The 22,111-nt window shown below is 45.2% G+C and carries 16 protein-coding genes; 8 read left to right on the plus strand and 8 right to left on the minus strand.

Annotated elements, in window-relative coordinates; all coding sequences use genetic code 11:
* Positions 1–204: 204 nt before the first annotated feature.
* From J7I42_RS24925 to J7I42_RS24935, 3 genes are all read right to left on the minus strand, one after another.
* Positions 205–1,014, minus strand: coding sequence for a TapB family protein (locus J7I42_RS24925; protein WP_209141601.1), 810 nt, complete (start codon positions 1,012–1,014; stop codon positions 205–207).
* Between the two features lie 180 nt (positions 1,015–1,194).
* Entirely contained in the window at positions 1,195–2,832 is a 1,638-nt protein-coding gene (groL, locus tag J7I42_RS24930) for a chaperonin GroEL (RefSeq protein ID WP_209141602.1), read from the minus strand.
* A gap of 57 nt (positions 2,833–2,889) precedes the next feature.
* On the minus strand, positions 2,890–3,180 hold the full coding sequence (locus J7I42_RS24935; RefSeq protein WP_081204199.1) for a co-chaperone GroES: 291 nt from the start codon (positions 3,178–3,180) through the stop codon (positions 2,890–2,892).
* Positions 3,181–3,519: 339 nt separating this feature from the next.
* Between J7I42_RS24935 and nusB the strand changes: the two genes are divergently transcribed.
* From nusB to coaE, 4 genes are all read left to right on the plus strand, one after another.
* The gene (gene nusB / locus J7I42_RS24940) at positions 3,520–4,500 is read left to right on the plus strand and encodes a transcription antitermination factor NusB (protein WP_209141603.1); all 981 of its coding nucleotides are present in this window, start codon (positions 3,520–3,522) and stop codon (positions 4,498–4,500) included.
* A gap of 40 nt (positions 4,501–4,540) precedes the next feature.
* On the plus strand, positions 4,541–4,975 hold the full coding sequence (locus J7I42_RS24945; protein WP_209141604.1) for a DUF1573 domain-containing protein: 435 nt from the start codon (positions 4,541–4,543) through the stop codon (positions 4,973–4,975).
* 50 nt (positions 4,976–5,025) lie between these two features.
* Positions 5,026–5,358 (plus strand): preprotein translocase subunit YajC, encoded by a 333-nt coding sequence (gene yajC / locus J7I42_RS24950; RefSeq protein WP_209141605.1) that lies wholly within the window; start codon positions 5,026–5,028, stop codon positions 5,356–5,358.
* 202 nt (positions 5,359–5,560) lie between these two features.
* Complete coding sequence (gene coaE, locus J7I42_RS24955) at positions 5,561–6,154, plus strand: dephospho-CoA kinase (RefSeq protein ID WP_209141606.1); 594 nt, start codon at positions 5,561–5,563, stop codon at positions 6,152–6,154.
* Positions 6,155–6,320: 166 nt separating this feature from the next.
* Here the strand turns inward: coaE and J7I42_RS24960 are convergent, their stop codons facing one another.
* From J7I42_RS24960 to J7I42_RS24975, 4 genes are all read right to left on the minus strand, one after another.
* Positions 6,321–7,286 carry an MBL fold metallo-hydrolase gene (locus tag J7I42_RS24960; RefSeq protein ID WP_209141607.1) on the minus strand — a complete coding sequence of 322 codons (966 nt, stop codon included), beginning with the start codon at positions 7,284–7,286 and terminating at the stop codon, positions 6,321–6,323.
* Between the two features lie 257 nt (positions 7,287–7,543).
* Positions 7,544–9,559 (minus strand): glycoside hydrolase family 127 protein, encoded by a 2,016-nt coding sequence (locus tag J7I42_RS24965; protein WP_209141608.1) that lies wholly within the window; start codon positions 9,557–9,559, stop codon positions 7,544–7,546.
* Between the two features lie 174 nt (positions 9,560–9,733).
* The gene (locus tag J7I42_RS24970; protein ID WP_209141609.1) at positions 9,734–10,111 is read right to left on the minus strand and encodes a retropepsin-like aspartic protease; all 378 of its coding nucleotides are present in this window, start codon (positions 10,109–10,111) and stop codon (positions 9,734–9,736) included.
* 244 nt (positions 10,112–10,355) lie between these two features.
* On the minus strand, positions 10,356–11,546 hold the full coding sequence (locus J7I42_RS24975; protein ID WP_209141610.1) for a pyridoxal phosphate-dependent aminotransferase: 1,191 nt from the start codon (positions 11,544–11,546) through the stop codon (positions 10,356–10,358).
* A gap of 433 nt (positions 11,547–11,979) precedes the next feature.
* Between J7I42_RS24975 and secDF the strand changes: the two genes are divergently transcribed.
* The 3 genes from secDF (at position 11,980) to J7I42_RS24990 (ending at position 20,094) form a co-directional block, all read left to right on the plus strand.
* On the plus strand, positions 11,980–15,015 hold the full coding sequence (secDF, locus tag J7I42_RS24980; protein ID WP_209141611.1) for a protein translocase subunit SecDF: 3,036 nt from the start codon (positions 11,980–11,982) through the stop codon (positions 15,013–15,015).
* An 859-nt stretch (positions 15,016–15,874) separates the two neighbouring features.
* A complete protein-coding gene (locus J7I42_RS24985; RefSeq protein ID WP_209141612.1) occupies positions 15,875–19,297 on the plus strand; it encodes a glycosyltransferase in 3,423 nt (1,140 codons plus the stop codon).
* A 212-nt stretch (positions 19,298–19,509) separates the two neighbouring features.
* On the plus strand, positions 19,510–20,094 hold the full coding sequence (locus J7I42_RS24990; protein WP_209141613.1) for a DUF1003 domain-containing protein: 585 nt from the start codon (positions 19,510–19,512) through the stop codon (positions 20,092–20,094).
* 336 nt (positions 20,095–20,430) lie between these two features.
* On the opposite strand, the gene J7I42_RS24995 is transcribed toward J7I42_RS24990, so the two are convergent.
* Positions 20,431–20,610 (minus strand): hypothetical protein, encoded by a 180-nt coding sequence (locus J7I42_RS24995; protein WP_209141614.1) that lies wholly within the window; start codon positions 20,608–20,610, stop codon positions 20,431–20,433.
* Positions 20,611–20,797: 187 nt separating this feature from the next.
* Between J7I42_RS24995 and J7I42_RS25000 the strand changes: the two genes are divergently transcribed.
* Positions 20,798–22,111 carry a sensor histidine kinase gene (locus J7I42_RS25000; RefSeq protein WP_209141615.1) on the plus strand — a complete coding sequence of 438 codons (1,314 nt, stop codon included), beginning with the start codon at positions 20,798–20,800 and terminating at the stop codon, positions 22,109–22,111.

Genomic DNA, 22,111 nt, shown 5'->3' on the forward strand with positions numbered 1-22,111 from the left:
TTGACAATAGTGATCCCATTCCCCATTGACCAAAAATTACCATAATTTCCTGGTGTCTGTAAGCTCCAAATGACCGTGAAAGATATCGGTAGAAAGTGTAAATAGCAACAGGATACTCCGATTTCACCGGTGGTAAGTAGATAAAAAAATCCCGCCGGGGATGATCGCGGCGGGATGTTAAGCTAAAGCTTATATGTTATGAATTTATTTTTTAACGCTGATCAATTCAATTGATACTTCTCCGGAGACCTTTCGCTTATCAAGGAACAGTTCTGTTTCCATTTTTACCAATCCAACTTCGGTATTATAACGCATTCTGTATTTAATTAAAAAAGGCATGTCGTTGTACTTGAAATCACAGTCAACACCAATAATATAACAATCGAAGGTACCTGCAGGTGTAGTCACTTTTTCCTTACCCGTTACTTTAATATCCTTAATATTGAACACCGTCTCTTCCACTTTAATCCAGACACCTGTTTCTCCCTCTAGCTTTTTCGAACTTTTGGTTCCCCAAGGAGAAGAGCCAGCTGTTGTCACCGTCATTTTAACCTGTTCAGTAGCTGCCGATAATTCGGTAACACCATCCAACGCGAGGGGGAAGATATAATTCGCCTTTGGATCGATAGGCGCAATTGCAGTATGGAATAAATGTCTTTTTATGATTGAAGTAAAGGCATCATTGAACCAGGTCGTATCTGCACCATAAAAATCGAATGGGATAAAGATGTTCTTTCCATCACATTGCAACCGGATGGTTTTCTCATAATGGTCATTTTGTTCATCTTTTATTCCAAAGCCTTTTTTTACGATCGTGCTGAACACACTACCCGCACTATCGGTAACATCGGCCACCTCGAACACCATCCTCAGTGCTTGTTTGTGACTGTAAGCCGCATTGTAGGCCATATACTCCAGTTGGGCGCCTTTTTTCATCAGGGCATGGCTACCCGCCGTTTGACCATTCGAATTAGTAACGCAAATAACAAGAACAAGGGCAAATAAAAATCTCATGGATCGGAATTTGGCACAAGATATCAGTAGAACCTGTAAATAACAACAGGTAATCCGCCTCCGATAAGCTATGACGGATAAAAAAAATCCCCCTCCCGGCTAAGCCGGGAGAGGGACATTATCGCGAAGTAAGTATCGAAGGTATTTTCGTACCTCCTGCTTCTTACATCATATTTTGGATTAATAATCCATGCCACCCATACCAGGAGCGCCACCGCCATGTACATGGGGTTCTTCTTTCTTAGGTTTGTCGGCAATTACGCACTCAGTGGTAAGAACCATACCTGAAATAGAAGCAGCGTTTTCCAAAGCAATACGGGTAACTTTAGTAGGATCGATTACACCAGCGCGGAGCAGGTTTTCGTATTTCTCTGTACGTGCATTGAAACCGTAATCGTTCTCACCTTCTTTTACTTTTTGTACTACAATGCTACCTTCAATACCGCAGTTGGCAACAATTTGACGCAGCGGCTCTTCAATAGCGCGTTTTACAATAGCAATACCGGTGTTCTCGTCTTCGTTCAAACCTTTCAGTTTGTTTAAACCAGCGATAGCACGGATGTAAGCTACACCACCACCAGGCACGATACCTTCTTCAACGGCAGCGCGGGTTGCATGCAGTGCATCATCAACGCGGTCTTTTTTCTCTTTCATTTCAACTTCAGTAGCAGCACCTACATACAGTACAGCCACACCACCGCTTAATTTAGCCAGGCGCTCTTGTAATTTTTCTTTATCGTAATCAGAAGTAGTTACTTCGATTTGCGCTTTGATCTGGTTTACGCGGGCGTTGATATCGTCTTTTTTACCTTTACCACCTACGATGGTAGTATTGTCTTTATCGATAGTGATAGAAGCAGCCTGTCCTAAGTAAGTCAGGTCGGCACCTTCCAGTTTGTAACCTTGCTCTTCGCTGATAACGATACCTTTGGTAAGGATAGCGATATCCTGCAGCATTTCTTTACGACGGTCGCCAAAGCCAGGAGCTTTAACAGCAGCCACTTTCAGGGTACCACGCAGTTTGTTAACTACCAGGGTAGCCAGTGCTTCGCCTTCCAGTTCTTCTGCAATGATCAGTAAAGGACGGCCGCTTTGAGCTACCTTTTCCAGAATGTGCAGAATATCTTTCATCGCGCTGATCTTTTTGTCGTAGATCAGGATGTATGGATTATCCAGTTCAGCCTGCATTTTTTCGCTGTTGGTAACGAAGTAAGCTGAAGTGTAACCACGGTCAAATTGCATACCTTCTACTACATCAACAGTAGTATCGGTACCTTTAGCTTCTTCTACAGTGATAACACCTTCTTTACCTACTTTAGAGAAAGCTTCAGCGATGAGTTTACCGATAGCTTCGTCGTTGTTGGCAGAGATAGAAGCCACTTGTTGGATCTTTTTGCTATCGATACCAACAGGTGATGACTGACCTTGCAGGTTTTCGATAACTGCTTCAACAGCTTTATCGATACCGCGTTTCAGGTCCATTGGGTTAGCACCAGCAGCTACGTTCTTTAAACCTTCGCTGATGATGGATTGTGCCAGAACGGTAGCAGTAGTAGTACCATCACCTGCAATATCAGCAGTTTTAGAAGCTACTTCTTTAACCATCTGAGCACCCATATTTTCAATGGGATCTTCCAGTTCAATTTCTTTTGCTACAGTAACACCATCTTTTGTTACAGCAGGAGCACCGAATTTTTTCTCCAGTACTACGTTACGGCCTTTAGGACCTAAAGTTACCTTTACAGCATTGGCCAGAGCATCAACACCCTTTTTCATTCTATTGCGGGCCTCGATATCGAAGAAAAGTTGTTTTGCCATATTATAAATTTGAGAATTTGTGAATTTGAATAAATAAATCGGAAGGTTGGCTTCGGATTAAACAATAGCTAAAATGTCGCTTTCACGCATGATCAGGAGGTCATCTCCTTCGATCTGGATCTCAGTACCTGCATATTTGCCATACAGAACTGTATCGCCAACTTTTACAGTAACCGGCTCATCTTTTTTTCCAGGACCGGCTGCTACAACCGTACCACGTTGAGGCTTTTCTTTAGCAGTATCTGGGATAATGATACCACCTGCGGTCTTTTCTTCCGCTTTCGCTGGACGAACAATTACCCTGTCATGCAGCGGGGTAACGTTTATAGCATCTACTTTCTTAGCCATAGTGTATTAATTTTTGATTTTAGATGATGTTGAGTTTGAGGATGTCAAACTTGGGTGCCCTGCCAAAAAGCCGGGCGGCAAAAGTAAACGAATTTTATACCAATCCTTTCCGAAAGGTCATTTTTTCAGCGTTTTTGGCAAACTATGGCAGAAAAACGGAATAAGCCAGCGGGTTCACCGGATTTTAATGTGCCATTTTTGCAGCACCCAATTGCTTATATCCCAATAAATTGTCGCTAACCAAGAAATTGACCATTTAGGAAAGTTGGTAAACACGGTTTTGGGGGTACCCCGTAAATCGCATAGCTTTGTGCCCTCAAAAAACAAGTTCTTGCAAAAATGATCAGCAGAAGAAACATTCGTGTGAAGGTTATGCAAACCATTTATTCTGTAGAAAGTCAGATCGCAGAATCAGGTGGCGAGGTACCTGCCAAACCAGTTGATACCGTGAAGATTTTACAGAAGCATTTTGATCAAACTCATTCGCTTTTTATTTATTTGATCCACTTTGTTACAGAAGTGGCCCGTTACGCGGAGACCGATGCCCGCAACCGCGCTTCCAAACACTTGCCTTCGAAAGAAGACCTAAACGTTAACATTAAATTAGCCGGAAACGAATTATTGTGGAAGATCCTCGAACATCCTTCCTACAAACAGGCCGTTAAAGACGACAAACCTGAAGGCTGGGTAGACCAGGACATGCTGAAAAAGATCTACCAGGAACTGGTTGACTCGGAAAAGTACCAGCAATATATTGCAGTACAGGGCCGGGATAAAAAAGAGGAAAAGGAAATGCTGGAGTATATTTTTAGTACTCTGCTGTTACCTAATGAAACCTTTACCAGCTATTTAGAAGAGTATTTCAGCAACTGGGACGACGATGCTGATATGCTGGTAGTGCTGATGGCTAACTTCCTGAACAAACCTTCCGCCTCCAACTTCCAGGAATTGCTCAGTAAGGAAAAATGGCAATTTGCCAAGAATCTCTTACAAACCACGCTGGAAAAAAAGGAAGTGGCGCTCCAATACATAAAACCTAAACTCAAAAACTGGGACCCAGACCGTATTGCGTCACTGGATATGATATTGATGCGGATGGGCGTATGTGAATTCTTATACTTCGAAACCATTCCCCCAAAAGTTACCATAAACGAATACATTGACCTGGCTAAGGAATACAGCACCCCTCAAAGCGGTCAGTTTGTAAATGGTATTCTGGACAATATACATAAAGACCTGGTTCGGGATAATCAAATGCATAAAGTGGCTTTTTCCCCAAATGCGGCACAGCCACAGCAATCAGCGAATAAACCTTCCTGATTTCATTGCTTTGATTAGATTTGCAAAAATTTATCCCTTGATGAAATACTTTTTGGCCTTATTAGCCGCTGCTACCATTATTGGTTGCGACTATGCAGACAAAACGCCTCCGGGTACCCCTGTGATTCCCAAAGAAGCGTTCGATAGTACTAAATTCACTACGATTGAATGGTTAGATTCAACAAAGGATTATGGTAAGATCACAGAAGGACAAAAGCTGGACGTATCTTTCCGGTTCAAGAACACAGGTGATAAACCGTTGATTATCCGTACAGTTAGACCAGGTTGTGGTTGTACTGCCGCCGAACCGCCCAAAGAACCCATTGCACCGGGCGCAGAAGGCACTATTAAGGCGTCATTCAACAGTCAGGGCCGTGAAGGAAATAACAGCAAGGATATATTTATAGAAGCAAATACAAAGGGCACTCAGAACCATAAAGTGCATTTTGATGTTGAAGTCCTGAAAGGAAAATAATTCTTTCGAGCTCAATTCACTCATTTAAAAATTTTCAAATTCACATAACAATGACAGCAGTTATTTTATTGCAGGCTCAGGGTAACGGCGGAATATTGCAGTTAGTCCTTTTAGTAGGTATGATCCTCGTATTCTGGTTATTTATGATCCGTCCTCAGGCTAAAAAAGCAAAACAAGCCAAAGCATTTCAGGAGAATTTACAAAAAGGCGACAAGATTGTTACCATCGCTGGTATCCATGGCCGTGTAAATAAACTGAACGAAGATGGCACGCTCGATATCGAAACCAGCCCTGGCAGCTATATGAAAATTGAAAAAAGCGCCATTTCTTTAGAAATGACCGCTAATGTAAACAAACCAGCGGCTACTACTCCTGCTAAATAATAACCCTTTGGGTTGAATATACTTAAGGCATCCCGACACGTTGGGATGCCTTATTTTTTACGACAAACGGCAGACGGCAGACGGCAAACGGTCTCGGCTCAGCCGAGAGCAGACGGCAGACGGTCTCGGCTCAGCCGAGAGCAGACGGCAGACGGCAGACGAAACCTGGAACCTGGAACATAGAATTTAATTAATTTGCCCCATGTTAAAAATTGGCTTAACCGGTGGTATTGGCAGTGGCAAAAGCACTGTTGCCAAAGTATTTGAAATACTGGGTATCCCGGTATATTATGCTGATGAGGCTGCCAGACGCCTCATGAATGAAGATGAACAACTCCGGGAACAGATCATTCAGCATTTTGGGTCTTCTTCTTACAAAAACAACCAACTCGACCGCCCCTATATTGCCAGCCAGGTTTTTAATAATAAAGAAAAGCTGGAGCTTATGAATTCCCTGGTGCACCCTGCCACCATTCGTGATGGGGAAAAATGGATGCAGCAACAAACCTCCCCTTACGCCATCAAAGAAGCGGCTATTATTTTTGAAAGCGGTACGCAGGACTCGCTCGATTATATAATCGGCGTATCGGCCCCAACTGCACTTCGCCTGCTGCGGGCAATGAAACGCGACGGTTCTACCCGCGAACAGGTGCTCGCCCGCATGAGCAAGCAAATACAGGAACCTATTAAAATGCGACTATGCGATTTTGTTATTTTCAATGATGACCAACGGGCGGTGATCCCGCAAGTGATGGAACTGCATGAAAAGTTGATGAAATTGGCGAGAACTAAATAACTCAAGAACTAATAAACTAAAAAACTCAATAACTTAATAACCTACGAACCCGACAACTTAATATATAAGAGACATCACTTAAAACAGTTAGCTCTAAACAAAAGAACCTGCCGGAGGGGCAGGTCCACAACTATGAACTGAAAACAAAAAGACTTACCACCCAGTACTAAGAATTTGTTTCTGATTTTCTGCTTTTATAAACTATCCACGCTGTTAATCCCAACAACGCAGCCCCTGCAGCTACTGCTACTAATGGAGTTATCTTGTTTACAGGTTTTGGCAAATATGTAATGCCTTCGGTACCAACAACGCCCGGTTCTCGCGTATAGCGACCACGCAGCGGTACAGCCAATTCCTTAAAGTTATCAGCCAGATTGTGGAGCAATTTCCGCATTTCTTCACCCCTCATAGGTTGTCCATGTCCTGTGGCTATAATCTCTGGATCCAGCGCAGCCAGCGTTTTCACTGATTTTTCTGCAGCCTGCCAATCATATGTAAAATACTTTGGCGGCCCGGTCAGTTTGCGGGTTTGCCTTATCACCGACCATACCGATTCCTGGCGGGTGGTTACAAAGGCATCTCCAGCCAGCAATACGCGGTCGCGCCGGCGCCATAAACTGATATGTCCGGGTGAGTGTCCCGGCGTAGAAATATATTTCCAATCGGGCAAAAAGGGAAGACTACCATCATCGGGTAGTATCTGAAGATGGTTACTGATATTGACCGGCCCGGAAGGGAAAACCGACGAAATAGCAGACAACAGACCACCACCGGCCCAGGGATCAGGAGGCGGATAAGCCGATAACCCTGACAAATAAGGCACCTCCATTAGATGCGCAAACACCGGTACATCCCAATCATTAGCCAGTTCCTCTGCAGCCCCCACATGATCAAAATGGCCATGGGTTAAAATGATGGCTGCCGGTTTTGAATCGGGCCAGAAGAGGTATTCAGCCAGTTCTTTGATCTTTAGCGTTGACCTTTTTAACCCCGCATCCACCAACACCCACTTTTTTTCAACGGCATTATGTATTAAGTATACATTTACAAAACCCTCGCGCAGGCCCCAAACCCCTGGTGCTACTGTAAACCAGTTGACGTCGATCACTGACTTTGTCGTTCCGCTTTTCATTGGTGTCAATTTTATAAATGGAAGGAATAGTTGTGATTATACCTATCCATTAAATAAAATCTATGCCAATGGTGATATAAAGTTGCCTGTTTTTAAAAGTGACCCCTTAGATATCAAATACGGTTGCAAAGCCTGCCCCATTATTTCGGCGTTACAGGTTACAGAAGCTGTGCAATTAAGGCCCTGCAACCTGTAACCCCGGCGGGGACTTGTAACAGTTTTTAATAATTCTCCGCTTACGCTCTTCCCCTATTTATCTATTGCCCAATAATATCGACATCCTTCACCTTCACCGGGAACCACACCATCATCTCGCCTTTCCCGCGATTGGCCCAGGCATAGTAAGGAATGGCTGTAACTGTTTTTCGGGTGGTAGATACCGTTTGTGCTTTCTCATCAACCGTTATTACCGGCAGATCGCTTTGCAGCACTTCTACCCCATTCAACAGGTCTGGCTTAAAAGAGGCCTGAAAGCTGGCGTCGGCCGGTAACAGGATATTAGCCGCCTTTCCATTGTTATCGGCCCATTCGGCACAATAGATCAATGGGCCGCGCTGTATGGCTACCTTTCCCTGATCGTCTTTTACTTTCTCATTGGCTACTACCCGGCGCACGTCCATTGGCAGGTTTACCTGCACCACATCGCCTTTTTTCCAGGTGCGTTTTATTACCGCATAGCCTTTTTCAAGGGTATAATCAACTGGTTGCCCGTTTACAGCAATAGAAACTTTGGCATTTTGATTATCATTAAAAGTATACAGGTCGGAAGGAATAGCCTTGTCGCCAGCCCAGCCGGGAATACGTACCAGCAGGCTAAAAGCATCGCTTTTTTGTGGAGAGATGGTAAAATTCAGCGCTCCATCCCAGGGATAGTTATTCTGTTGCACAATATTCACCGGTTTACCATGTACCTGTATGGCTGCTTTTCCCGACACAAACAGGTTTACATATACGGCATCGCCTTTCAGGGCATACACATAACCAGGTATGGAAGGAATTAACCGAGTAAGATTGGTAGGGCAGCACGAGCACTCGAACCAGCCCGAACGTTCGGGCTCCATGCTATGATGCGAAAAATTATTCTTGATCTGCATGGCATTGGTATAGAAAAAGGATTTGCCATCGAGCCCCACCCCGCTAATAAGGCCGTTGTACAGCATCTTTTCCAGTACATCCATATACTTCGATTCACCATGCAACAGGAACATCCGGTAATTCCAGTATACCCCCGCAATGGCTGCACAGGTTTCATTGTAAGCAGTAGCATTGGGCAGTTCATAATTAGCACCAAATTGTTCGCCGGAAGGGATAGCGCCCAACCCGCCCTGTACATAGATCTTTTTGGAAACGACGTTCTCCCAGATAGAATCAATGGCCTGTAATAGTTTTTCATCACCAGTCAATGCCGCCACATCGGCCACCGCTGAATACAGGTACCCCGCGCGAACGGCATGCCCTACGGCCTCCTTTTGGTCTACTACAGGTATCTCGTCCTGCCAGTAGGCCCCGTTCTTCCAGGGGTCTTTACTTTTAGCATCATATTTGTCGTAATGACCGCGTTCTTCTATGAAATATTTAGCGGTTTGCAGGTATTCAGGTTTGCCGGTGATGCGGTACAATTTCACCAGACCCATTTCAACGATCTCATGACCGGGGGCCACATGCCGTTTGTCGGGACCAAACACCGAACATACAAGATCAGCATTTTTCAGGGCTATATTCAGCAGGTTCTTTTTACCCGTAGCATAATAATGCGCATAAGCGGCTTCATACAAATGGCCGGAATTGTACAGCTCATGGCTTAACTCGCGTTCTTTTACCCAGCGTTCGTTGCCGGACCAGGCATGTGGCGATTGTGGATCAATGGTGCGGGCTGTATACAGGTAACCATCAGGCTCCTGCGCTTTGGCTACTTTATCTATTAAAGAATCGATGTATGCTTCCAGCTTTTTATCGGGGAACAGACTTAGCGAAAAGGAAGCACCTTCTATGGTTTTGTAGATATCGGTATCATCGAAAGGAAAGGTAGTACAGAACTTACCACTATGGGCAGCTGCCATTTCAAAATTCTTTACCCGGCCAGTGCTTTCACAACGGGCAAACGAAGCAGGAATGGTAACAGTATGGTTGATCTTCATCCGTGGCAGCCAGAAGTTATCGGTAAACTGAACGGCGGTGAAGTTCACGGCCTGTACGGGATAGTCTTTTACTGGTTGGGCCAATACGGTGTTGGCGGCCAGTACGCCAGTGGCAAACAGGAATCGTTTTAACATGGAAGCGTTCGTTTTATGCCACTAAATATACGGTAATTGTCGCGGAGACACTAATTTTAGTTGACGGGTTGACAAGTTAACAAGTTGACCGGTAACATGTGCGATCTAGAATATATAGGAAAACAAAAACCCCGGAATTTCCGGGGTCTTTAAAATCATATTAATTTTATTAAACTAGATCAACTGCAACTTTGCCACCTTGGGATCAACGACTACCCGGTCGTGTTCAAAGTCCAATTTAATACGCCATTTCTGCATAGTAGCAGCTCCAATAATGGCTTCTTCACTAAGTCCGGGTACAACCAGGAACTCATCACTTAATAATACATCATTAATATAAAAATCCAACCGAACCACTTCTTTTACTTCAATAAAATGGGCGTCACTGGCAGTAGCAATGCGCCTAACGCGACCCAATGGTTGCACTTCTGTAAGTGCATGAACAGTTTCCGGATTAATGCAAGAAAGATTAGCACCACTATCAAACAAAGTGTACAGATTCTTCTCCGCCTTTGATCCAATGAAAAATAAAGGTTGTTTGATAACAGACATATTATATAGTTTTTATTCCATATAAAGATAAGCAGCAAGGTTTAACCGATGCCGGGGTATATATTAACTCTATTAAGTTCAACTTACTTACCTGGCACTCCGACGTGTTGGAGTGCCATAATAGTTATAAAATATTCCAAAAACAAAAAAACCCTCCCGATGCATCGGGAGGGTCATATATATCTTATTAACTTGTTAACCTATCAATCCCGCAAGGCGAGACAGGCTGTGTTAATCTGTCAACTTATTTCAACTTCGCTAGTGCAGCAGAGATGCGCTTCCAGGCTTCTTCGATCTTCTCCATGCTATTTGCAAAAGAGATACGAATAGCTGTAGGCTCACCAAACGCGCGACCGGTAACGGTAGATACGTGTGCTTTATTCAGCAGGTACATACACAGGTCATCGGCATCTTTGATCGTTTCTTCACCATCGCTCTTTCCGAAGAAAGCGGTTACGGTTGGGAATACGTAGAAAGCCCCATCTGGTTCGGGGAAAGTTAAACCAGGGATAGCTGTCATAATTTCGATCACCCGTTTTTTACGACGCTCGAATTCCTTCGTCATGTCCATAGAAGGTTTCAGATCGGTAGTCAAAGCGGTGATAGCAGCGCGTTGGGTAATACTGTTGGTACCGCTGGTGAACTGACCTTGCAATTTCTCGCAAGCTTTGATCACATCAGGGTGAGCAGCCAGGTAACCCAACCGGTAACCGGTCATGGCAAAACCTTTACTTAAACCGTTCAATACAATTACGCGGTCTTTCAGGTCTTCGAACTGCGCAATGCTTTCGTGTTTGCCTACGAAATTGATGTACTCATAAATTTCGTCAGACAGAATATAACAATTGGGGAATTTGCGGAATACACTGGCCAGGCCTTCCAGCTCAGCTTTGCTGTACACGCTACCGCTGGGGTTACAGGGCGAAGAAAAGATGAACAATCTTGTTTTATCGCTCATGGCAGCTTCCAGCTCGGCAGGAGTAAGTTTGTACTTGTTCTCAATTTTGGTGGGAACCAGTTTCACTACGCCTTCACCCAGTTTCACGATCTCAGAATAGGTAACCCAGTAAGGAGTAGGGATCACCACTTCATCACCTTTGCTCACAGTTGCAAATACGGCATTGGCCAGGCTGTGCTTGGCACCGGTAGATGCAATAATATTTTCAGGCTTATATGACAAATTATTATCACGCTTCAGTTTAGTACAAACTGCTTCCCGCAATTCAGGGTAACCGGCAACTGGTGTGTAGTGGCTCCAGTTATCGTCAATTGCTTTCTTGGCAGCTTCTTTAATATGCTCAGGCGTATCAAAATCTGGTTCGCCGAGGCTCAGATCAATCACATCAATTCCTTTGGCGCGCAATTCACGGCCCAACTTAGCCATCTTCAATGTTTCAGGCTCGTTGAATAACTGTAAACGGGATGATAGTTGCATACTAATAACTAAAAATTAGGTTGGTAGTTTTTTTGTGCCGCAAAAGTACTGCAAATGTGCTAAAGTGGTTGGTTGAAAATGCGTGGGATTGAAAATTCGAAAAATTGAAAAGGCAGGACCTTTTCCAGGTTGCCTGTTTCAAGTTACACGGTCTGGAAGGCTAAAAACTTATACAATCTGCAAAATTCCCCGCTGCCAGTTTCCCAAACCGCCGCCAGATGGCCCTGCTACCCCCTTCTAAAAGCCTTAATTTGGTACCCCTTTTCCCGGGCCGGAATACATATTTACCCTTAAAAGGCATTTTAAACTACGAAATGCCCCGTTAAAGGGCCCGAATCCCCGTGAAACCTGTAACTTACGACCTGCAACGGTATTGTTTCCTGACCGAAAACACTATCTTTGCCAACTCTAAAAAAATAAATGAAACAATCCAATGAGAGCACTGGTTAGCATTTTTGCAGGTCTGTTGATACTGATCTCTTTATACCAGCTTTCCTTTACCTGGTTCGTAAACCAGCACGAAAAAGAAATGGGTAAGAAAGCAGAGTCGTATGTCAAACGGGCCTATCCCCTTACTCCTCAACAAAAGTACCCCTCAAACACCGAAGCCCGCGCCTATTACAAGGATACCGTGGACAATGCACATGACGCTTATCTCGATAGCTTGCTGACTGCTACAAGAGACAAAAAAATTACCTGGTGGGGTCAAACTTACCAGAAAGCAAAAGAAAGCGAACTGTTGCTGGGTCTTGACTTGCAGGGTGGTATCAACGTAACGATGGACATAGCCCTCGACGGTCTTATTAAAGGCCTGGCTAACAATGAAAAAGATCCTCAGTTATTAAAAGCCATCGCCGAAGCGCAAAGAAGAAAGCTGAACAGCGATCAAAACTTCATCGACCTGTTTGCCAACACCTACCGCGAGCAGAACCCCGGTGCCAGACTGGCTCCCCTGTTCGCCAACGCCAACAACAAACTAAATGGCGCCTCTGCTGACAACGCTGTGTTGAGCCACCTTCACGACCAGGCCAATGCCGCCATGCAACAGACTTACCAGGTACTTCGCAACCGTATTGACCAGTTCGGGGTAGCACAACCCAACATCAACCTCGATGAAAATAAAGGTATCATCACCGTGGAACTGGCCGGTGCCAGCGATCCAGAACGGGTTCGTAAATATCTGTCATCTACCGCGCACCTGCAGTTCTGGGAAGTTTACACCCTGGAAGAGCTGTCAAATTCTGTAATGAGTGCGGCTAAATCGCTCGACGACTACATGGCCGCTACCACTGTAGATTCAAATGGTGTTGCTAAAAAAGATACTTCTTCAAAGAACCTCCTGGTTAGCAAAATCAAATTCATTCCGCCGCAACAAGACCCCAATTCAGGCAAAGTAAGCTACTCTCCTTCTATAGGTTTGTCGCTTTTAGCCGATACCGCTGCGGTTAATAAATACCTGAGCATTCCTGCCGTTCGCAACAGTTTCCCCAGTAACCTCAAGTTCCTCTGGGGCAAACAAGATCGCGACGACGAAGGCAAACTGAGCAATTTCCTCCGTTTGTATGCTATCAAAACCATCCCAGGCAGAGACAAAGCTTTCCTGGAGGGTGATGCTATCGAAGATGCCCGTCAGGAGTTTGACCAGGTTACCAATGAAGTGGCTGTTGCCATGGAAATGAACCCTACCGGCGCCAGAAACTGGGCTACCCTTACCGGAAGAAATGTTGGCCACCCCATCGCCGTTGTGTTGGATGACATCGTTTACAGCGCTCCTAACGTAATTCAAAAGATCGAAGGCGGCCACTCCCGTATAACCATGGGTTCTGGTGGTAAAAACCAACAACTGGTGATCACGGAAGCCAATGACCTGGCCAACATCCTGAAAGCCGGTAAACTGGAAGCCCCCGCCATTATTGTTCAGGAACAAGTGGTAGGTCCTACCCTGGGTACACAAGCTGTACATGGCGGTATAATGGCCTTCGGCATTTCATTTATCGTAATATTTGCCCTGATGCTGGTTTATTATAATACCGCTGGTATTGTAGCCAACATCGCCCTGATATTGAACCTGTTGTTTACCATCGGCGTATTGAGCGCCCTGAATGCCACCTTAACAGCACCCGGTATTGCCGGTCTGGTGTTAACCATTGGTATGGCGGTAGACACCAACGTAATCATCTTTGAACGTATTAAAGAAGAGCTGTCAAAAGGTAATACTTACGCAAATGCGGTGAAAGCCGGTTACCTGCGTTCCTTACCTCCGGTATTGGATGCTCACATCACTACCATGTTAACGGCTATCATCCTGTTCATTTATGGTTTAGGTCCGGTATTAGGTTTTGCTACCACCCAGATCCTCGGTATCTTATTATCGTTGTTCTGCGGTATCCTGGTATCACGCCTGATCACTGATTTCTATACCAACAAGAACAGACACTTCGTATACTTCACCTCTTTATCAAAACGTATTTTCAAACACGCGGCTTACAAGTTCATCCAGTACCGTAAAGTGGCTTATGCCATTTCTGCAGTGGTATTATTACTGGGTGTAGCTTCATTCTTCCACGGTTTCAGATATGGTGTTGAATTCAGCGGTGGTAGAAGCTATGTAGTGAACTTTGGTAAATCGGTTAATGCTGAAGAGATCCGGAATTCACTGGAAAAAACCTTCGGTACTACCCCAACCATTAAAACATATGGCGGTCCGGACAAACTGAACATCACTACCGATTACCGCGTTAGCGAAACCGGTTTATCTGTAGATTCAGCTGTTCAAAACACTTTGTATACTGGTTTGAAACCTTACTTACCAGAAAATACTACCAAACAGGATTTCGATAACCGTTTGCTGGAAGGTAGTAACAAAGTAAACCCCACTATTTCTGATGACCTTAAGAAAGGTGCTCAGTGGGCTACTTTCTGGTCAATGCTGATCATTGCCATCTACATCTTCATCCGTTTCCGCGACTGGAGATATTCAGTGGGAACCATCGTAGCCTTGTTGCACGACGTATTGGTAACCATGGCGGTGTTCTCATTCCTGAAAGATGTGGTGCCATTCCCGCTTGAAATTGACCAGCACTTTATTGCGGCGATCCTGACGGTAATTGGTTTCTCCATGAACGATACCGTGATCGTGTACGACCGTATCCGCGAATACAGTCATACCATGCACGGCGCCGATAAAACAACTATTCTTAACAAAGCGATCAACGACACCCTGAGCCGTACTATCATGACGTCGCTCACTGTGTTCCTGACCATCCTCATCCTGTTCCTGGTAGGTGGCGAGGTTACCAAAGGTTTCGCATTCGCGATGTTGATCGGTGTTGTTACCGGTACTTATTCTTCAATCTTTGTGGCAGCTCCGATCCTTATCGACTTTGCCAAAGACAAACCACTGGGTGAAGCTGCTCCTCCTGCTAAATCAGGTTCAGCCGCTCAAAAAGCAGTGACGAATAAAGCTTAATAACGAACTGATTCTTTATAACAAGCCCTCCGGTAACGGGGGGCTTTTTGTTTATTAAAGGGCTAATTGTGAGTTGTCAGTGGTGAGTGGTGAGTAGAGGTTTCCGATTTTTCAGACGGCTGCTATTTTCGCTGGCAGACGGCAGACGGACGGCAGACGGCAGACGGCAGACAGCAGACGGCAGACGGCAGACGGCAGACGGCAGACGGCAGACGGCAGACGGCAGACAGCAGACGGCAGACGGCAGACGGCAGACGGCAGACGGCAGACGGCAGACGGCAGACGGCAGACGGCAGACGGCAGACGGCAGACGGCAGACGGCAGACGGCAGACGGCAGACGGCAGACGGCAATACCGCTACGCGGTTATCGGCAGTCGGATTCGGCGGGCGAGGCAATAGGTAGTCGGTTATGAAAAAGCTGCCATGGTTTTAAGATGCAGAGCCTGCCCCGTAACTGTGTGGTTAGTTTGTTATTACGTTATTAAGTTCTGCGTTCCCCATTTCCGGTTGCAGGCTCACGGAATCTATATTCGAAACTCGCTTTTATATAAATAGCCCCCGCTTCGTCAGCCCCCCAAAAAAACCAAATAACCTAATAACCCAATAACCCAATAACTTAATAACCTACAAACCCAGGAACTTGAAAACAGAACGCACCACTTAAAACAGTCCCCCCCGAACAAAGATCTCTGAACTAAATAACTTGACTTTTATCAACGATCAGCTCCAATTAACCACCACTTAACCTACACAACCAACGCTTAACCACGCATTAACCTCCCCCCATTTATCCTCGCAGCAACTTTGCATTCATAAGATACAGTAAACTAGACCACTCACCCGATCAAACCGACAAGTATGCAAGTTTTCCAGACCAATTCATCAACCCGGTGGAACCGTTTTAAATGGACATTGCTGTTTGTGCTGCTGGGATTAATTTTTGCGATCACCGTACTGATCGTAGCGTTGAAGCAGGTTTATACACCGGCGCTTCCAAATCTGAACAATCACACCGCTCAATTAACCAATGGGGTGCCCGACATTCATGAGGTGCCTATTTCAAAAAAATGGGCGCCCGGTTTTGAGAAATATATCAGGCGTAAAGAAAAAAAAGCAGCGGAAAAAAAAGCTGCCCTGCTGGCCCCCACCGCACCTAAATACCAGTTACCACCTGCTTACGCCTCATTCAACCGGTTTCCCTGCGGTATACGATCTGCCTTTTATGTAGCCTGGGACCCGCAATCGTTCTATTCACTGCAAAGAAATATTTCCAACCTCAACCTGGTGATCCCTGAATGGATGTTCATTGATCCTAAAGGCGATTCCGTTACCACGCAGGTTGATGACCGCGCCCTGGCTGTTATGAAAAAAAGCGGCGTACCCATTATGCCTATTCTTTCCAACAACTATAAAACCGAGTTTTTGGGCGAGCCGGTACACCGCATCCTGACCAATCCGGCCAAAAAAGAAAAGCTGATCAATGACGTGATCAACATTCTTGAAAAGAATCATTTTATTGGCGTAAACGTTGACTTTGAAGAACTGCAGGAAAAGTCGGATGAACCCCTGATCGCTTTTCAAAAAGAACTGTATACGCGCCTGCACGAAAAAGGATTGCTGGTAACGCAGGACATAGCTCCCTTTAACAACGATTACAATCATGAAGAACTCGCCAAATACAACGACTATATTTTTCTGATGGCCTATGATCAGTATGCCGACCATACCGGTCCGGGCCCTATTGCACACCAGCAGTGGATAGAAGCCGCCGTTGATAAAGTGGCGCATAAGATCCCTTCTAACAAATTGATCTTGTCACTCGCGGCCTATGGGTACGACTGGCCCCAACATGGTACAGCTACAAACATCACTTATCAGCAGGCATTATCAACCGCCCGTGAATCGGAAGGCGTTATTGATTTCGACAACGACAGCTACAACCTGCACTACAGTTATTACGACGACGATGATAAACCACATGAAGTGTACTTCATGGATGCAGCCACCACTTTCAACAGTTTGCGTTTTGCCACCGAATATGGCATGGCCGGCACCGCTTTATGGCGCCTGGGCAGTGAAGACAGCCGCATTTGGAAATTCTATAGCCAGGATATGCAAAAAAATGCGGTGGCCTCCTTCGACTTTAAAAAATTCACCCGCGTACAATCGAGCAACGACGTGGATTACATGGGTGACGGTGAGGTACTTGATATTGTGAGCACGCCTGTTGATGGTCGCATCAGCCCTGAAATAGACAGCACCGATATGCTTATCAGTGAAGAACATTACGATAGCCTGCCCAGTATGTTCGTGGTTAAAAAATATGGAACGGCTGATCCAAAAAAACTGGTGCTCACTTTCGATGATGGCCCCGATCCTACATGGACACCCAAAGTGCTGGATATTCTGAAAAAAGAAAACGTGCCGGCTGCTTTCTTCCTGGTTGGTATTAATGCCGAAAAGAACATTCCCCTGGTAAAACGCCTCTATAAAGACGGCTATGAACTGGGTAACCATACATTCACCCATCCCAACGTGGCAGATATTTCGCCCAAGCGGGCCTTGCTGGAAATGGAAAGCACCCGGCTGTTGCTGGAATGTATTACCGGCCACTCTACCATTCTGTTCAGAGCACCGTATAACGCTGATTTTGAACCAGAGAAAATGGAAGAACTGTTGCCTGTGGCCATTGCCCGCACCAAGAACTATTTGGATGTAGGTGAATCGGTTGACCCGCTTGACTGGGAACCGGGCGTTACTGCCGATTCCATTGTGGCAAGGACCATCAAACGCAAACAGGACCTTACAGCAGCCGGGTTAAGCGGTAACGTTATATTATTGCACGACGCCGGTGGCGATACCCGCACGGAGACCATTAAGGCCCTGCCCCGCATCATAGAATATTTTAAAAGCCAGGGCTATCACTTCACTACCATTGCCGATCTGCTGGGCAAGAAAAAAGCCGAGCTGATGCCGGCCGTACCCAAAGGCAAAGATTATTACCTGGTGCAATTAAACTATGTGCTGGCCGAATCGGGGTACTGGGCAGGTAAAATATTATTCGCCCTGTTTGTGGTGTTCATAGTATTGTCGATGGCCCGGCTGACCTTTATGGCCTTCCTGGCCACCCGCCAACGCCGCAAAGAAAAACAGATAGCATGGCCGGTCGTTACTGAATATCCGCTGGTTTCCATCATTGTGCCAGCGTACAACGAAGCGGTAAATGCCGTTAACTCGGTAAACAATTTATTAAAGACCAACTGGCCCAATACCGAGATCATATTTGTTGATGACGGCAGCAAAGACGGCACCTATGAAAAAGTACACGATGCCTTTCAATACAATACCCGCGTAAAAGTATTTACCAAACCCAATGGCGGCAAAGCATCGGCACTGAACTTCGGAATAAAAGAATCAAAGGCGGAGTATGTAATATGCATAGATGCCGATACACACCTGCAAGCCGATGCCATTCCTAAAATGATGCGACATTTTATGGTGGATGCGGGTGATAAGAAAGTTGGTGCGGTAGCCGGCAATGTAAAAGTGGGCAACCTGGTGAATATGCTCACCCGCTGGCAAAGCATTGAATACATTACCAGCCAGAACTTCGACCGCAAGGCTTTTGCCTTGCTCAATGCCATTTCCGTGGTGCCGGGCGCCATTGGTGCCTTTCGCAAGGAGGCCATTTCAGCCGCCGGTGGTTTCACCACTGATACCCTGGCAGAAGACTGCGACCTGTCGGTCCGTATCCTGAGACAGGGTTATACCATTGCCAATGAACATGAGGCCCTGGCGTTTACGGAGGCACCGGAATCGGTAAAAATGTTCATAAAACAACGTTTTCGCTGGAGCTTTGGAGTTATGCAAACTTTTTGGAAACACCGCCAGGTGCTGTTCAATAAAGAATACAAAGCATTGGGCTGGGCTGCGTTCCCCAATATTTTACTGTTCCAGTTCATAATACCGGCTTTTGCCCCGGTGGCTGACATCTTTATGCTGATCGGCATCCTCACCGGCAATGCAGGACATATCCTCCTCTACTATGGATTATTCATGCTGGTAGATGCCGCCGTATCTGTACTGGCCTTTCATTTTGAAAAAGAAAAGAAATCGCGGTTGTTATGGTTATTGCCACAACGGCTTATTTACCGCTGGTTAATGCTGGTGGTATTGTTCAAAGCCTTCCTGAAGGCGATTAAAGGCGAATTACAGGGCTGGGGCGTATTGAAGCGCACAGGAAGTGTACAAGCGGCTAAAGAGGCTTATACGGTTGCTTAATGCGCTGTGATGGAAAGAGGAAGGGTAACAGGGGTGATAGGGGTCAGAACAAATTAAATCCCCGTGAACAAGGGCGGGTATCAGGTCTCTGGTACCCGTTTTCTTTAGAACCTGAAACCTCATAACTTGCAACTAAAACCTTTGAACGAGGAAATCCACGCCCCTGCCCTTATCAACCCTATCAACAAATTAACTTTATCAACTTATATACAATGCACTCCACAAGAACAAAATATATCAACGAACTGCTGAATACCGAGAACGAACATTTAAAGAAATTGAATGAGATCGTTTTACAATCAATAGAACAGGAAAAATTATTGTTAGAAAGTATTGCTCAGCATGACACCGAGCAACTCAGCCTGGGGCAGCGGCTGGCCGACAAAGTAGCGCGGTTTGGCGGCAGCTGGAAGTTCATTACGTGGTTTACTGCCATGTTGGTGATCTGGATAGGGATCAACCTGATATTGATCGGCCGGGGACGGTTCGACCCCTACCCCTTTATTTTATTGAACCTGCTGCTTTCGTGCCTGGCAGCCATTCAGGCCCCGGTGATCATGATGAGCCAGAACCGGCAGGAAGAAAAGGACCGTAAACGCAATGAGAACGATTATGTGGTGAACCTGAAAGCCGAGATTGAGATCAGGACCCTGCATCAGAAAATTGACCTGCTGATGCAGGAGCAATTTAAAAAGCTGATAGAATCACAGGCCGAACAGATCAAGTTGTTGCAGAGTATTATAAGGGACAACGCGAAACATAATGGAAATGATAAGAATAAAGGCAGTGGGCAATAGGGAATGGGGAATGGGCAGTGGACAAACGGCAGACGGCAGAAGGCAAACGGCAGACGGCAGAAGGCAGACGGCAAACGGCAGACGGCAAACGGCAAGTAGAAAGTCTATATTCGCCTTCGGCTCTGCATATGAGGCGCAAGCCGAATTTCACGTTTCACGATTGCCGACAACAGTCAGGGACCAGCAATAAGGACCTTTCACGTTTCGCGTTTGCCGTTCACGGCAGAGGCGGCTTGGTTAACAATAGGCAATCCGCCTTCGCCAAGGCTTCGGCTGATAAAACAAAAACGCCGCCCACCCGGAGCGACGTTTAAACCCTAAAGAAACCGACCTATTTTAATGCTTTTTATCATGATGATGACCACCAGCATGGTGCGTGGTGTCAGCAGCCTTTTTTGGTTCTTTTACATGCGCAGGTTTTGTACCTGTTGAATCTTTCTTTGGGTGATGCTGTTGAGCCATAGTGAAATATCCTGTCATTAAGGCTAAACCTGCGAGTAATAATACTTTTTTCATTGCTGAATATTGAAGGTTGTTTGGGAATGATTTGACGCTGTGAAAGTATTCAAATGCGCTACCCGGGAAAAATTTTACGGGCTGCTTAACTGGTGATTAACAATCTCCCGCGGCCTTGACCGTTTGTAACAGAAACCTTAACTTTCCTTAACATCCGTTTAACCAGATTACAAAAAATGTAAGCATAATGGATAGCAAATTTGCTAACAGGAGTTTATCAGATTTTATGCGTTCATCAACACTCAGATGGCTGGTGCTTTTAGCCAGTATTTTAATAATGCTGATAATTGCCGTGCAGTTGTTCTGGCTCAATAAAGTCTATTCATTCGAACAAAAAACATTTAATACAAATGTTGTTAAAAGTATCCGTGGCCTTTATGAAGACATTGATCTTGTAGATACCCGTTCGAACCATTTACAGGACCTTATAGAACAACCCAGCACCGATTATTTTTTATTCCGGGTTGAAAATTATTATCCCGAGGATACCATTGCTGATTACCTTAAGCATGAACTCAACGATTTTGACGTGTTGACCGATGCATACCTGGGTTATTACAATACGGGTAACCGGGAGTATGGATATACAAAATATATTAATGCCGCTGGTTCGCAATATGGTTCGGAAGGCGTCAACCTCACGTTATATAAAAGGAAACATAATTACTTAATGCTTTATTTCCCACACCGTAATAAATATGTTTTGCAGCAGATGAATTTCTGGTTCATCAGCAGCGCCATATTATTTGTGGTGTTGGTTGGACTGGCAGTGATCCTTTTCTTCTTTTACCGCCAACGGTTCCTGGCTGAAGTGCAGAAAGATTTTGTGAACAATTTTACCCATGAATTTAAAACCCCGCTGGCCGTAATGAAAATATCGGCGGAGGTATTGTTGCAGGATAAAATAACTGCACAACCTGAGCGGTTACGTAAATACGCCACTATAGTAGAAAACCAGACCCAGCACCTGCAGGAACAGGTTGAACGGTTGTTGCAAATTGCCCGGAGCGACCGTAAAGACCTTCCCATTCAGAAAAAACAGGTACCATTAAAAGAGCTTATTGAACAGGCCGTTGCCAAAATGCAACCCCTGATAGATGAGAAAAATGCAGAGGTGAATATCCCCATCGATGAAGACCAGAATATTGAATTGTATGCCGACCGGGCACATTTAGAACTGGCTATCGTAAATTTGCTGGAGAACGCCCTTAAATTCTCCATAAAACCACACATCATTATTTCAATAGGTCATGAAGATGGAAACATCTACATTTCAGTAAAAGATAATGGAATAGGTATTGAAAAGAAATACCAAAAACGTTTATTCAAGAAATTTTATCGCGTACCCACCGGTGATGTGCACAATGTAAAGGGATTTGGACTGGGATTGAACTTTGTAAAAAGGATCATAGATGCCCACCACGGCACCATAAAAATAAACAGCCTGCCTGGTATTGGCACCGAGTTCAGGCTTATTCTTCCTGCATCTGTAAATAGTTGA

Origin of the sequence: Niastella soli (assembly GCF_017742245.1) — a bacterium.
Taxonomy (GTDB): domain Bacteria; phylum Bacteroidota; class Bacteroidia; order Chitinophagales; family Chitinophagaceae; genus Niastella; species Niastella soli.

Coding starts and splice junctions, on each gene's coding strand:
- J7I42_RS24925 (WP_209141601.1), bottom strand. CDS start 1,014: ATGAGATTTTTATTTGCCCTTGTTCTTGTTATTTGCGTTACTAATTCG.
- groL (WP_209141602.1), bottom strand. CDS start 2,832: ATGGCAAAACAACTTTTCTTCGATATCGAGGCCCGCAATAGAATGAAA.
- J7I42_RS24935 (WP_081204199.1), bottom strand. CDS start 3,180: ATGGCTAAGAAAGTAGATGCTATAAACGTTACCCCGCTGCATGACAGG.
- nusB (WP_209141603.1), top strand. CDS start 3,520: ATGATCAGCAGAAGAAACATTCGTGTGAAGGTTATGCAAACCATTTAT.
- J7I42_RS24945 (WP_209141604.1), top strand. CDS start 4,541: ATGAAATACTTTTTGGCCTTATTAGCCGCTGCTACCATTATTGGTTGC.
- yajC (WP_209141605.1), top strand. CDS start 5,026: ATGACAGCAGTTATTTTATTGCAGGCTCAGGGTAACGGCGGAATATTG.
- coaE (WP_209141606.1), top strand. CDS start 5,561: ATGTTAAAAATTGGCTTAACCGGTGGTATTGGCAGTGGCAAAAGCACT.
- J7I42_RS24960 (WP_209141607.1), bottom strand. CDS start 7,286: ATGAAAAGCGGAACGACAAAGTCAGTGATCGACGTCAACTGGTTTACA.
- J7I42_RS24965 (WP_209141608.1), bottom strand. CDS start 9,559: ATGTTAAAACGATTCCTGTTTGCCACTGGCGTACTGGCCGCCAACACC.
- J7I42_RS24970 (WP_209141609.1), bottom strand. CDS start 10,111: ATGTCTGTTATCAAACAACCTTTATTTTTCATTGGATCAAAGGCGGAG.
- J7I42_RS24975 (WP_209141610.1), bottom strand. CDS start 11,546: ATGCAACTATCATCCCGTTTACAGTTATTCAACGAGCCTGAAACATTG.
- secDF (WP_209141611.1), top strand. CDS start 11,980: ATGAGAGCACTGGTTAGCATTTTTGCAGGTCTGTTGATACTGATCTCT.
- J7I42_RS24985 (WP_209141612.1), top strand. CDS start 15,875: ATGCAAGTTTTCCAGACCAATTCATCAACCCGGTGGAACCGTTTTAAA.
- J7I42_RS24990 (WP_209141613.1), top strand. CDS start 19,510: ATGCACTCCACAAGAACAAAATATATCAACGAACTGCTGAATACCGAG.
- J7I42_RS24995 (WP_209141614.1), bottom strand. CDS start 20,610: ATGAAAAAAGTATTATTACTCGCAGGTTTAGCCTTAATGACAGGATAT.
- J7I42_RS25000 (WP_209141615.1), top strand. CDS start 20,798: ATGGATAGCAAATTTGCTAACAGGAGTTTATCAGATTTTATGCGTTCA.